Consider the following 12,571-nt stretch of genomic DNA (forward strand, 5'->3'; position numbering starts at 1 on the left):
TCCGTTCCACAGTTTCCGGGGCTGATTCTCCGGACCACAGCAGGAGAGGGTAAGGATGAGTAACGGCAGCGAAAACAAAAATAAGTCAGAGCCGGTCATTGTTCGCCTGGATGAAACCGCGACCAATGAGGCGCGATCGATCCTGTACCATGCGTACAGGAATGAGCCAACGTTCCAGTATCTGTTCGATCATCGCCGCGCGGGTTACGATCAGCGTATCCGTGCCACCATCCGCGAGCTGATTGATCTTTATTTTGGGTTCGAGCAGGAAGCGATTGGCGTGATGGTCGACGATACGCTGGTGGCGGTGGCCTTCATTGGGGATCCGGAGTTACGTATGAATCTGGCCGACCAGTTCAGTTGGCGCATTCGCATGGTACTGACCACCGGATTTGCATCGACACGCCGGTATCTGGATTACCACGAAAAGATACGGAACATGTTGCCCCAGCCTCTCGCCCACCAGCTGCCGCTGATGGGGGTCAACCCCAAATACCAGAATCGTGGCTACGGACGCCTTCTCCTGAAGACGGTGGAGAAACTCTGCTCCGAGAATCCGAGAGGTAGCGGTCTGGTTCTGGATACCGGTAACAGCCGTTACCTGCCGTTCTATGAGTCCGAGGGATTCCACAGCCTGGGGAAGATCAGACTCGGAGATTTCGAAGATCACGTTCTGTTCAGGGAAGTACATCCCGAAAGCAAAGCGGCCGCGACAGGCCAGAGTTAGTTTCTAACGAGTAACAGGAGACACAGTGTCTGATAGCCAGGATTTTGATCTTATTGTAATTGGTGCCGGCTCCGGTGGGGTCCGTCTCGCCAGGATGTCGGCCCAGCGTGGAGCCCGGGTTGCAGTGATTGAATCCCGTTATCTGGGGGGCACCTGTGTCAACGTAGGCTGTGTTCCGAAAAAACTGTTCGTTTACGGCGCCCATGTCCATGAAGAGTTGGAAGACGCGGGAGGATACGGATGGAACGTTCCGGTTGGGGATGTGACGTTCGACTGGCCCACACTGGTGGCGAATAAAAATGCAGAAATCGAACGCCTGAACGGGATTTATGGCCGACTGCTGGAAAATGCCGGCGTTACGATCATTGAGGGCACTGCCACGTTCAGGGACGCCAACACCGTCGTGGTTGGTGAACAGTCGTACAGCGCCAAGCACATTACCGTAGCTACCGGAAGCTGGCCGGTTGTGCCGGACGTTCCGGGCAAAGAATGCATTCTGACCTCCAATGAGATGTTCTACCTCCCACAGCTTCCGAAGCAGGCAGTCGTCTGGGGCGGGGGCTACATTGCGGTTGAGTTTGCAGGCATTCTTGCCGGTCTTGGTGTTGAAACAACCCTGCTGTACCGCGGCGACCTGTTTCTCCGGGGCTTTGATACCGATATCCGTCACTTCACCGAGCAGGAGATGCGTAAAAAAGGCGTCAATCTCAGGTTTGGAGTCACAATCGAATCGGTCAAGCCTGAAGGTGCGCATTACCGGGTGGATCTCAATAATGGCGAAACTCTGGAAACCGGACTGGTCATGGCGGCAACTGGCCGAAAGGCTCTGGTAGAGGGGCTTGGGCTGGAAAACGTCGGGGTCGAACTGGCGGATTCAGGTCATGTTCGGGTGGATAAGCACTTTCAGACAACGGTCCCGTCCATCACCGCACTTGGCGATGTCATCGGAACTCCTCAGCTCACGCCTGTGGCCCTCGCTCAGGGTATGGTTCTCTCGCGCCGACTGTTCGGTGACGGAGAGGGTGAAATGGACTACTCGGCTATTCCGACGGCGGTGTTCTGCCAGCCCAATATCGGGACCGTAGGTTTGACCGAGGATGAAGCCAGAGAAGCCGGTTACCGTCTGAAGATTTTCCGGTCGGAGTTTCGCCCAATGAAACACACCCTGAGCGGCCGCGATGAACGATGCCTGATGAAGCTGGTGGTCGATGAGTCGAATGACAAGGTGCTGGGTGCCCACATGGTGGGGCCGGATGCCGGAGAAATTACCCAGGGGCTGGCGGTCGCAATCAAGGCCGGTGCCACCAAGGCGCAATTCGATGCCACGCTCGGTATCCATCCGACCTCTGCGGAAGAATTCGTCACCATGAGAGAACCGGTGGTCTGACGCGGTACTGGCCCGGTAGACGACCACACGAAGTTCTTAATTCGTCGTTCCGCCAGTCACGGTGCAGCTCATTGCCGGCGCCAAACCAGGTCATCAGTTGGGCGCCTGGCTGGGACATGTGGTCCCAGCCAGGCAACTTCTCCTACTACAGTAGGCGTCCGACCTGGTCGGGCCACCCCGAACGGTATCGTCTTTCTGTTCCGCGCCTTTCCTGCGAGTTATCGCAATAGTTAGCAGTGCTCAGGAATCGGTAGTGGAGTTTTGAAGAATGCCCACCACATTTGGCCACGAGGAGTCCCTATGCTAAAACGACCGTCCCGGGAAACACCCACTATGGTCTCGACTCTCGACGATCTCGCCAAGTTTGCAGACTACTCGCTCGTGGACACTCTCAACTGTGACCCTGAAGGGAAAGCAAACGGAGCCGACCATGCACCGCGACAAGTCTTCTCGGGCCACTACGTTCCGGTCAAACCCACACCAATCGAAAACCCCGAGTACGTTGCGCACGGCCAAACCTTGTTTCATGAACTGGGCTTCGCCGACAGCATGGCGCGGTCGAACGACTTTATGCGCGTGTTCTCCGGCGACCTATCGCACGTTCCAGAGCCAATGCGCACGGTTGGGTGGGCGTGCGGCTATGCACTTTCCATCTACGGCACCGAATACACCCAACAGTGCCCGTTTCAAACCGGCAACGGATACGGCGACGGTCGCGCAATTTCAGTGCTTGAGGCCGTCATCAATGGCCAGCGCTGGGAAATGCAGCTAAAAGGGGGCGGCCGGACACCATACTGCCGCGGCGCGGACGGCCGGGCAGTCCTGCGGTCGAGTGTGCGTGAGTTCCTGGCACAGGAGCATATGCACGCGCTTGGCGTGCCAACGTCTCGGTCGCTCAGTTTGTACGTTTCAAAAACAGAGAAGGTCAGGCGGCCGTGGTACTCCGAAGGCTCACGCTCGACGAATCCAGACGTGCTTGTCTCGGAGCCAGTTGCTGTCTCGACGCGTGTTGCACCGTCATTCATTCGGGTGGGCCAAATCGAGCTATTCAGTCGGCGTGCCCGCAAGAATGAACATCCGCAAGCCATGGAGGAGCTCGAGAAGATCGTCTTGCACCTGATTGATCGTGAGTACGGTGACGTTATCGACCAGACGCTGGCCACCGCCGAAAAAGTGGTGTGTCTTGCACGCGAGTTTCTGAGCCGGCTCACCGCGCTTGTGGCAGACTGGATCCGCGTCGGCTACTGCCAAGGTAACTTTAACAGTGACAACTGTGCGGCCGGCGGCTTCACACTCGACTACGGTCCATTCGGATTCTGTGACGTTTTTGATCCGCACTACCAGCCGTGGACGGGTGGCGGACAGCACTTCTCATTCCTGAATCAGCCCGTGGCAGCCGAGCGCAACTTCCAGATGTTTTGTTTGGCGCTAAAGCCATTGCTGACCGAGGATCTGGACCACCTGCAACAACTTGACGAGATTCAACGTGATTTTCCAAAAGTGATGCGGGCGCAACTGGAGAAAATGTGGGCTTCCAAACTCGGACTTCCCACTTTTGACGGGGACTTGTTGAGCGAGCTCGGATCCTTGATGGCTAAAACGCCTGTCGATTACACCATTTTCTTTCGTGAGCTCTCGGGGGTGCCCGATGACATTGGCCCACTTAAAAACAGCTTCTACAGGCGCTCGACGTATGACGCAGCTCCCGAGGAGATGGATAGGCGCTGGTCAGAATGGCTCACAAAATGGAAGTCGCTCACTGAACCTCGCTCTCGTGAGGAGCTGTCCCGCCAGATGAAGTTTGTCAATCCAAAATACAGTCTGAGGGAGTGGCTTGTTGTGCCGGCGTATCAGCAGGCGATGGCTGGGGACTATTCTTTGCTGCGAGAGTTGCAGGAAGTCATGACCCAGCCATATGCCGAGCAGTCGAAAGACGTGGAAGAGAAATATTACAGGCTGAAGCCGTCGGAACTCTTTGGGGTCGGTGGGTCATCGCACTACAGTTGTTCGTCGTGATCGGCACCTACTGTGGACACTGCTAAAAAGAGGCATTTTAGCGTCGTCTGCCGATTTCGGATTTCCGGCTTGCATTCCCGAAACTATGTGCAATTGTTAACTAACTACGTGGACACGCGTATCAATGGAGTGTGCTAGCGCGGCCCTTCTTCAGCTGAAGATTGCTGAGACCTGTGCGCCAATGCAGGAAATACCAACTCCTGCGCGGGAAGTCCCGCAAAAGTCATAACAACTGATTAGGGGTCGCAATCATGGAAAAGATATATACCGGCGCCATTGGTGCTTTTGCAATCTGTGTAGCGTTCACTGCCCTGGCAGATACCGAGAAGGTCGACAGCACTCTCTATTGGGTACAAACTGCCCCGGGGCAAGCTGTGGATATGCCTAACGGGACAAAAGGTAGAACGGTCATCAGGAACCATGCAACCGTGGTTCAGGCAGACGGCGACGTATCTAGCCAATGGTGCACTGGACACCAAGGCGTCGATGGCTCTGGACGAGCTGGAGGTGCCGGCTATTGCACGAGTATCTCGGACAACGGCGACATGCTGTATCTTTCCTATTTGCTTGGTGAAGAAGAGCAGCCAGCGACCTGGACAGTGATGGGCGGTACTGGCGAATATGAAGGCGCTACCGGCAGTGGAACGTCGACCATTACATCCCGTCGCGGCGATGGGCGCGCCTGGACCAGCCGAGCGCAGGGAAGCATCACGACCAAATAGTTGGTTTGGGAGGGGCGGGGCTTTCGAGCACCCGCTCACCGATGGGTCGCGGCATCGCCCGACCGTGACTATTTTCTCAGCCTGATTTTAGTCATCGGCATTCGCCCGGCGCCACGTCAGAGTTGAACCCAGCGCTTCAGAACTTCCTGCAGGTTCTCTTTTCGAACGGGTTTGGCCAGATAGTCATTCATGCCGCACTCCAGGCAACTGTGTTCAGTGCCGGGCAGAACGTCGGCGGTCAACGCAATGATAGGTGTACCGGTCTGGCCATTTCCCTGTTCCCACTCGCGAATGTGCCGGGTGGCTTCGTACCCATCCATGATGGGCATCTGGCAGTCCATGAGGATCACGTCGTAACCAGCATGATTCGACTGGACCATTTCGAGCGCTTCCCTGCCGTTATTTGCCGAGTCGGTCTTGAACCCCAGCCGAGTGAGCAGGGCATTCGCCACGCGCTGGTTTACAAGATTGTCCTCGACCACCAGTGCGTGCGCGAGGCCGGTTCCGCGGTTGCGGGCCGCCGTCTCAGGGGGGGTTGTCGTGCCGGGGTCGTTGGCGAGCTCAAACGGGAGCTCGAATCGGAACGAGGAGCCTTTGCCAAGGTCGGTTTCCACCTGAATATGGCCACCCATCAATTCCACCAGTCTCTGGACCAGCGACAGTCCAAGGCCGGTGCCGCCATAGAGCCGACCGTCTCCGCTGTCCAGCTGCTCGAACGAATTGAAGATGTCGGGCAGGCGCTCCACAGGAATGCCTGAGCCCGAGTCATTGACCGTACAATTGAGAATGATGCAGCCGTCTTCGAGGGCAAAACAGCCAGCCTGAATATTGATGAAACCGTCGCCGGTAAATTTGATGGCGTTGTCGATCAGACCAGCGAGGATTTGTCGGAGTCTCGGTGCATCACCAATCACATTCGGGTTGTCCGGCCAGTCGCCGAAGAAACTGAGGTTGAGTGCGAGCCCCCGTTCCTCGGCGACATGTCGATATGTCGCCGTGCAGTTCGAGATCAGTTTTCGCAGGTCGAATTCCTGGCTATCCAGTTCCAGGGAACCGTTGTCGATTCGGGAGTAGTCCAGGATGTCGCTGATGACGGTCAGGAGGTCCTCGGTGGACTGGCGGGCGGTATTCAGGTAATCCCGCTGGCGATGGCTCAGAGACTCCTCCTGTACCAGGTCGATCATGCCCAGCACCCCGTTAAGGGGAGTTCGTAACTCGTGACTCATGGTGGCCAGAAATTCCGACTTTGACTGATTCGCCGATTCGGCTTTCTGACGGGCACTTTCCGATGCCAGCAGCGTCTGCTCCCGGGCCGCCTGCAATCCTGATAGATGAGTGGCGAGTTCGTTAAGCTGTTCCTCTATTTCCACCACTTCACGGGAGCTTCGGTGGCCACTCAGTGGCTCTTCGGTATAGTTCCGGTCGATGAGTTTTGCTACCCGGCCTGAGAGGTCCCGGATGGGCGAAAGGATCGTGTTCAGATAGTGATGGATCAGCAAAATGGTAAATAACAGCAGAGCAATTCCGACGGCCAGTGACGTCCAGAGGATATCCTGTTGTCGGTTGTCGAGCAGTTCTGTGCTGACGCCTACCTGAACCGTGCCGACCCTGAGGGCTCCGGAGTCAAACCCGTATTCTGGCGTGAACCACTCGCTATCCCGCCCCCCATTGAGCTGCAGGGGTTGTTGAAGGATTTCCGTCTCGTAGATGTCGTACTGGCCGGATTGCACAGGGTTGCTGGTCGCGCCGGTGGCGACAAAGCCTATTTGCTCTCCCATCACGTCCGTCACACGTATCCAGTCTGCTTTGCTGCGCCGGAGTGACTGGGAAAGCACTTGCTCCAGCGCCACGGTATTCCCGGAAACCACGGCGTATTCCAGAACGGGCGCAAGACTATCCGCGAGCATCTGGCTGCTTTCGGACAGTTCCTGGCGCGCATCCTCGAGCCGTGCAGACGTGAAGAAGCTCATCAGGACAATGAACATGACAATGGCGGGGATGGCCCCTAACAGCAGCAGTTTCCGTGACAGAGAGGCTTGGGTTTTTTCTGGTTTATTCACCCGCTGGCCCTCCATTCCCGGTTAACTCATCTTGCACGGACTGATTGATGTACTCCCGCTCCGGAACCGGAATGTTCAACGAGCGCGCTACCTGGTAATTAACCTCAACCCGGAATACCGGTGAATAGGCAGGCTCGGGAAATTTCCCGGTCGCGAAGAACTGGTTCAGGAACTCCGCGCCCCGATCAGCCATTGCGGGAAAGGGCGCATAGCTTGAGGCGAGGGCACCGGCTTTGACATAAGCCTGACTCGGGCCGATGACAATTTTATTGCGTCGGTATGCCGTCAACAGAATATGTTTGATGGTTCTCGGGTTGTAGATCGCGTCATCCGGTGCCGCAAGCAGGAAATCACCGTATCCGAGGGCTCTGACCAGCGAGGGAATCAGATCCTCATTACTATCGACCACAAACACCCGGGCACTCATTTCGTGGGCGGGGAGTTGATCAATGAGCGGCTCGTACAGTTCGACAGAATTGGTGGTCGCCAGAATGGCAATCGTATTGGCGTGGGGCAGAATGGCCTTGCCCGTCAGGGCCTGACGCAGCAGTGGAACATCGTAGAAGACACCTGAAATCTGGCCTGGCGCGATCTCTGCAAAGCCTTTGATGAAGGATTTCTCCACCAGCATGGCGAGGACCGGGGCCGACCGATTGGCCTGGCGTACCCGGGAGAATGCTGAAGGCCCAATGGAGACCACTGGTGTATTCTCGACCATCGGAATCTGTTCGTCGGCAATCGGCAGCATGGTGACGTTGTTGCCGAGCCTCTCTTGGAGCAATCCCTGAACGTGTTGGTCCAGTGCGGTATTCCCGGATCCGGCGAGGTAGACTGTTTGGTTGGGAGATTCCTGAGCGTTACCGGTTGCCAGTAAAACCAGGCCGGCAACAACCCAGAGGACCCGCTTAAGGCAAATACGACTGACTGACAGCATCAGGGTCCGCCATCTGAAACAGAGGTCTCGTGTCATACCGTCCCGGGTCACGTCCTATCCTTGGTCAGTGTTCAGAATCTAATTCCGGCCTCAACGAAATACTGGTTGGCGTCCTCAATAATATTGTCAGGGCTGATCCAGGGCTCCATGTCGATGTAATGCTGGAGGGTCAACGCCAGCACGTAGCTGAAATTCGAGTGATCCACTCGCCGGGCGAGTCTGAAATCGGCCCGCTTGAAACGCGTATCCCGAACCTCCTGAGCAATATAGAAAGCCGCAGAGGAGGTCAATCCCAGGGGAAGGTCCTGGATCCAGGCCGCACTCCCTGAATGGCGGGCAGAGAGTCGGCCCAGCAGGTCCACCGCTCGTTGTTGCGTGTTAGGGGGAAGCTTGTCAGGATCACCGGTATATCGACCCTCCTGGTCAAGGTAGGCGTAGGTTGCCCGCAGCATCGTTCCGGAAAATTCAAGTGATGCTTCCAATTCAACACCTTCCTGATCCAGGGCGACGTTGTTATCAATGTACCAGTCTTCTTCGTTGATCACGCCGCTGATCATATCTCGAAGATAGTCGTTGAAGTACCGAACTTCAACGCTCATCAAGGCGTTATCCAAGTGGAACTGTCCGAAATAGCTGATCTCCCGGGAGGTAATCCACTCCTCCTCAAGGGTTTCGCCGAATGTGGAAGTCTCCTGATCCACCAGGTCTGCTACGAGGAAACGCGCGCCCTCAAGTGCTGAAAACGGTGGCTGCACATTTCTGGGGCGATAGGACCAGTCCGGGTTCTGCTCAAATGCGTCCGGTGTCCGGACCGCGCGCGAGAAAACAAACCGGATGGCGTGGTTGCTGTTGATGATGAAATTGGACGCCACCCTGGGAGAGAAATAACCTTGGTCGGTCGTTGTGGTTTTTTCCCAGTTGCCACCTGCGTTGAATGTCAGCCAGGTCAGGGGCGAATATTCGGCATTGGCGAAGACTCGGGTCTGGTAGTTGTTTCCTTCACCGTTGAAAAAGGTTTCAGACCGGTAGGTATCCTTGCGGTATCCAAGGCCGGACACCAGTTTGAACTCGGGGCTCAGTATCACAGTGTCCTGCAACTCGAACTCCAGTCGCGATTCTTCGGCGTCCTCGTTCAGGTCGGCAATGAAGGGGCCCTGATCAGTCGGGAAGGTGACATCCGGTGGCAACAGGGTCACAAACTCCTCGGCTGGAATTGCCACACTCCAGCGTTGCCTCCGGTCCTGATTCTGGTAGCTGGTCTGGAAGTGGTAGAAGTGGTTATCCGATGTGGCGCCGTTAAACCTTGCCTGCAGGTAGTAATCGTCCATCACAATATCAGGGTCTGTGGTCGCCCCCAGTTTGCCGGATTTGAACAGGTCTTCTTCATTGGTTCCATCCAGAACACCGGCCCTGAAATCCACGGAATGCCGGCTATCTAATGTCACGATGCTGTCGAAGTTGAAATTATTGACATCGTAACCATCGTGGAAGGGGCGGCGTTCGCCATTTTCAACCTGGGCGTCGAAGCCGTTGGACTTGCGCTTTTCGTATGACAGTCTCCAGCTTCCGTCCTGGCCGGCGTCGCCAACGGATGTAAAGGTGCGGAGGTGACCCCTGGAGCCGGCAGAGCCGTATGCTTCGATGCCTGCCGTGTCTTGCGGGGAGCGGGTAATAATGTTGATGCTGCCAAGAAAGGCATTGATCCCGTAAGCGGCGGCATTGGGACCCCGGCTAACCTCGATCCGCTCTATGTTGTCGAGGGCAACGGGCATGGCAATCCACTCGACATCGGAAAGACTAACCCGGTAGGCAGTTCGGCCATCAATCTGAACCTGGAGCCTGCGCTGTTCGTACTGCGATGTACCATGGTAGGAGGTTACCTGATTGTTGCTGCCGCGTTCGCCAACGACCATGCCGGGAACCAACCGGAATACCTCGACCAGGCTCATGATGCCAAGATCGCGGATCATGTCGCCGGTAATAATGGTCGTGGTGCCTGGCACTTTCAGTTTGGATTGTCGCAGCCGAGTGGTGCTAAGAACCTCGGGCAACTCTGACTGCTGCCCGGAAACACTGAGAAATTCTGGATAGATCTCTGATTCCGGGCTTTGGCCCCAAGCCTGGGGAGCTGTTGCAAGAATGGCGGTGAGAGCACAGCCTAACGTGGCGAAGCGATGGACGGGAGTTGTCCGGAATGCCAATTTTGTCGAATTGCTGATGGGTGACATTCTATAATCTGCCGATCTGGAAAGTGAAACGCTATTGTTGTGTAGGTTCTATCGTAGGGAACTACACACTATTTGTCTCTCAAAAATGTAATGAATCTCAGAGCTGGGAGTTACAGCTATATGAATTGCTGGGAAATCCTTGGAATTGAACCGACTGGCGATCGTCAGCGGATAAAACAGGCATATGAGCAACAGTTGAAGTTTGCGTCGGATGACGAAGCCAGGAAGCTAAGCCAGGCCTTTCGGGAGGCAACAGGGGGCAGCCCTGAGTTTGTTGATAACCGGGACGAACCGCCCGCACAGGCCCATCAGCAAGCCGTTCAGTCCCAAGAGCAGGAAGAAACCGGGCAAGCCGATCGCCCCCTGGATGGCACCGAGGCCCAGGTGGTGCGCGAGGTCGTCATCCAGATCAAGGCTCTGATGAACGATTCATCCCGCAGTCAGGATGTGGGCATCTGGAAGGCGATATTGTGCGAGCCGCCGGCTGACAAGCTTCCCATCCGCCGCGAGATTGCCAGAAAGCTGGAACCGCAGGTTCGCCCTCTGGCTGAAAATGGAAGTCTGTCTGTTGCAGTTGCCCATTTTCTCGGGGGCTGGTTTGAATGGTTCAGCCTTCAGGACGTGCCCGAAAAGACAGAGGAACGCCCGCACAGCGAGACGGAGCCAGCCGAGGGGGAAGCGGACCAGCCGCCGCAGTTCGTCAACTTCTGGCCGGCGGTTATTGGCTGGATCGTTGGATTGGCGATTCTGGCCAGCCTGTTCAGCGGCATGGGAGGTGGAGGCTGAGCCTAGGTCCCGGATGCCTCCCTGGCCGCGGCTGATGCGTCGATTTTGGCGCGGTAACGCTGGGCCAGAATGGCTCCCACGATCACCTGGATCTGGTTATAACACATGATCGGCAAAACGATCATTCCGAACCCCGGGTGGCCGGAGAACAAGACCTTTGCCATTGGCAGGCCTGATGCGAGGCTTTTTTTCGAGCCGCAGAACACCACGGCAGCTTCATCCTCGAGACTGAACCCGAACCTGCGAACCAGCAGCCGTGCCATCACCATGAACAGTGCCAGCAGGCCAAAGCACAGCACCACCGCAAACACGATGGCTTTTGCCGGCAGGTTTTGCCAAAGCCCACTTTCCACGGAATGCGAAAACGCCGAATAAACGATCAGCCAGATCACACATTTATCGTATCGCGCCATCAGGTTTTCGTTACGTCCAAGAAAACCGCCCAGCCAGGGACGCAGTGCATGTCCCACCGCAAACGGCAGCAACAGTTGCAGTACGATGTCTTGAAGGGCTTCTGCGACCGAAAAATTCCCGCCGCCGGACGTACTGACCAGTAACAGCAGCAGAAACGGTGTCAGCATCATGCCAAACACGTTCGATGCAGCGGCGCTGCAGATAGCGGCTGGCACATTTCCCCTCGCCATGGCCGTGTAGGCGATGGAAGAGGATACCGCCGAAGGCAGCACGCCAAGGTACAGAAAACCCAGCCCCAGATCTTCCGGCATCCACGAGGGGGCGATTTCGCTGAGGCCGTTGATGGGCAGTACCGCCAGGGGAAAAAAGACGAACGTGAGCGCAGTGATCATGATGTGCAGCCGCCAGTGTGTCGCCCCGGCGATGATCTGTTCCCGGGACAGAGCCGCACCATGGAAGAAAAAGAGCAGGGCAACGGCAATCGTACCCACTGACGCAAAAACGTCGGCCGTATTACCGGTGACGGGCAACACAGACGCCAGAACAATGGCGCCAAGCAGAAGCAGTGTGAATGTATCAATTCGGAACTTCATGTTTCAGGACACCTGTTTTTGCAGGGCCTGAAGGCTGGGCCGGAGCAGGGCACGGGCCAGCTGTTCGGCTTTTGCCTGATCGCCACGGCGAATCGCAGCGAGCAACAGTTCGTGGTCCTCCTGCGACGGTTCAGGCAAATCGGCGTCGGTTTCCGTACGCTCAATCGTCTGGCTGATGGCGTGGGAGAAATAGTCATACAGCTCGGTGAGCGCAGAGTTGTGGGAGGCGGCAACCAGACCGTGGTGAAAGGCTTCGTCGTGCCTGATCCGTTCTACGAGATCATCCCCGGCTTTCGACCGGGCGTCGAGGGCGCTGGTCATAATCTTCAGGTCCTGCTCGGTCCGGCGGGACGCAGCCAGGGTAGCCGCTTCCGTTTCCAGCATGATTCTCACTTCCAGCTGATCCGCCAGTTGGGTCCTGCCGATCCGTCGAAGTGTTTCGCCGGCGTCCCGGGTTGCACGCACATAGGTGCCGTCCCCCTGTCGAGTTTCCAGCATACCGACATGGACCAATACGCGTACCGCTTCGCGCACCGTATTCCTGCTGACCCCGAGGGCCTCCGACAGGTCGGCTTCGACCGGAAGTTTGCTGCCCACCGGCCACTGGCCCGACTGGATCGTCTGACGGAGGCTTTCGATGGCCGTCTCGACCAGTGAGCCTCTGCGAATTTTTTGGAGCATTGGCCTAACATCCTGCAAGCATA

General features: G+C 56.6%; 10 protein-coding genes and 1 pseudogene. 5 read left to right on the forward strand and 6 right to left on the reverse strand.

Annotated elements, in window-relative coordinates; genetic code table 11:
• The first annotated feature begins 55 nt into the window (after nucleotides 1-55).
• Complete coding sequence (locus K0B93_RS02070; protein ID WP_219865604.1) at nucleotides 56-727, forward strand: GNAT family N-acetyltransferase; 672 nt, start codon at nucleotides 56-58, stop codon at nucleotides 725-727.
• A gap of 25 nt (nucleotides 728-752) precedes the next feature.
• Nucleotides 753-2,114: a glutathione-disulfide reductase gene (gene gorA / locus K0B93_RS02075; RefSeq protein WP_219865605.1), complete on the forward strand. Its 1,362-nt coding sequence runs from the start codon at nucleotides 753-755 to the stop codon at nucleotides 2,112-2,114.
• Nucleotides 2,115-2,157: 43 nt separating this feature from the next.
• Here gorA and K0B93_RS19165 read toward each other — a convergent pair.
• Nucleotides 2,158-2,238: pseudogene (locus K0B93_RS19165) on the reverse strand (hydrolase); the annotation flags it as partial.
• Nucleotides 2,239-2,414: 176 nt separating this feature from the next.
• Here K0B93_RS19165 and K0B93_RS02080 point away from each other — a divergent pair.
• Nucleotides 2,415-4,130 carry a protein adenylyltransferase SelO gene (locus K0B93_RS02080; RefSeq protein WP_219865606.1) on the forward strand — a complete coding sequence of 572 codons (1,716 nt, stop codon included), beginning with the start codon at nucleotides 2,415-2,417 and terminating at the stop codon, nucleotides 4,128-4,130.
• A 251-nt stretch (nucleotides 4,131-4,381) separates the two neighbouring features.
• Nucleotides 4,382-4,852, forward strand: coding sequence for a hypothetical protein (locus K0B93_RS02085; RefSeq protein WP_219865607.1), 471 nt, complete (start codon nucleotides 4,382-4,384; stop codon nucleotides 4,850-4,852).
• A 116-nt stretch (nucleotides 4,853-4,968) separates the two neighbouring features.
• On the opposite strand, the gene K0B93_RS02090 is transcribed toward K0B93_RS02085, so the two are convergent.
• The 3 genes from K0B93_RS02090 to K0B93_RS02100 form a co-directional block, all read right to left on the reverse strand.
• Nucleotides 4,969-6,912 (reverse strand): ATP-binding protein, encoded by a 1,944-nt coding sequence (locus tag K0B93_RS02090; protein WP_285368112.1) that lies wholly within the window; start codon nucleotides 6,910-6,912, stop codon nucleotides 4,969-4,971.
• Entirely contained in the window at nucleotides 6,905-7,846 is a 942-nt protein-coding gene (locus K0B93_RS02095) for an ABC transporter substrate-binding protein (protein WP_228743167.1), read from the reverse strand. Before K0B93_RS02095 ends, K0B93_RS02090 begins: the two co-directional genes overlap by 8 nt.
• A 71-nt stretch (nucleotides 7,847-7,917) precedes the next feature.
• Nucleotides 7,918-9,897 (reverse strand): TonB-dependent receptor plug domain-containing protein, encoded by a 1,980-nt coding sequence (locus tag K0B93_RS02100; protein WP_228743169.1) that lies wholly within the window; start codon nucleotides 9,895-9,897, stop codon nucleotides 7,918-7,920.
• Between the two features lie 297 nt (nucleotides 9,898-10,194).
• Here K0B93_RS02100 and K0B93_RS02105 point away from each other — a divergent pair, with 297 nt between their 5' ends.
• On the forward strand, nucleotides 10,195-10,860 hold the full coding sequence (locus tag K0B93_RS02105) for a J domain-containing protein (protein ID WP_219865610.1): 666 nt from the start codon (nucleotides 10,195-10,197) through the stop codon (nucleotides 10,858-10,860).
• A 2-nt stretch (nucleotides 10,861-10,862) separates the two neighbouring features.
• On the opposite strand, the gene K0B93_RS02110 is transcribed toward K0B93_RS02105, so the two are convergent.
• On the reverse strand, nucleotides 10,863-11,867 hold the full coding sequence (locus K0B93_RS02110; RefSeq protein WP_219865611.1) for a bile acid:sodium symporter family protein: 1,005 nt from the start codon (nucleotides 11,865-11,867) through the stop codon (nucleotides 10,863-10,865).
• A gap of 3 nt (nucleotides 11,868-11,870) precedes the next feature.
• On the reverse strand, nucleotides 11,871-12,548 hold the full coding sequence (locus K0B93_RS02115; RefSeq protein ID WP_219865612.1) for a FadR/GntR family transcriptional regulator: 678 nt from the start codon (nucleotides 12,546-12,548) through the stop codon (nucleotides 11,871-11,873).
• Nucleotides 12,549-12,571: the final 23 nt, after the last annotated feature.

The organism is Marinobacter sp. F4218 (assembly GCF_019443085.1).
GTDB lineage: Bacteria > Pseudomonadota > Gammaproteobacteria > Pseudomonadales > Oleiphilaceae > Marinobacter > Marinobacter albus.

Excerpts from the sequence above, each read along its gene's own strand:
- K0B93_RS02115 (WP_219865612.1), bottom strand. The coding sequence starts at position 12,548 with ATGCTCCAAAAAATTCGCAGAGGCTCACTGGTCGAGACGGCCATCGAA.
- K0B93_RS02070 (WP_219865604.1), top strand. The coding sequence starts at position 56 with ATGAGTAACGGCAGCGAAAACAAAAATAAGTCAGAGCCGGTCATTGTT.
- K0B93_RS02085 (WP_219865607.1), top strand. The coding sequence starts at position 4,382 with ATGGAAAAGATATATACCGGCGCCATTGGTGCTTTTGCAATCTGTGTA.
- K0B93_RS02095 (WP_228743167.1), bottom strand. The coding sequence starts at position 7,846 with ATGCTGTCAGTCAGTCGTATTTGCCTTAAGCGGGTCCTCTGGGTTGTT.
- K0B93_RS02110 (WP_219865611.1), bottom strand. The coding sequence starts at position 11,867 with ATGAAGTTCCGAATTGATACATTCACACTGCTTCTGCTTGGCGCCATT.
- K0B93_RS02080 (WP_219865606.1), top strand. The coding sequence starts at position 2,415 with ATGCTAAAACGACCGTCCCGGGAAACACCCACTATGGTCTCGACTCTC.
- K0B93_RS02105 (WP_219865610.1), top strand. The coding sequence starts at position 10,195 with ATGAATTGCTGGGAAATCCTTGGAATTGAACCGACTGGCGATCGTCAG.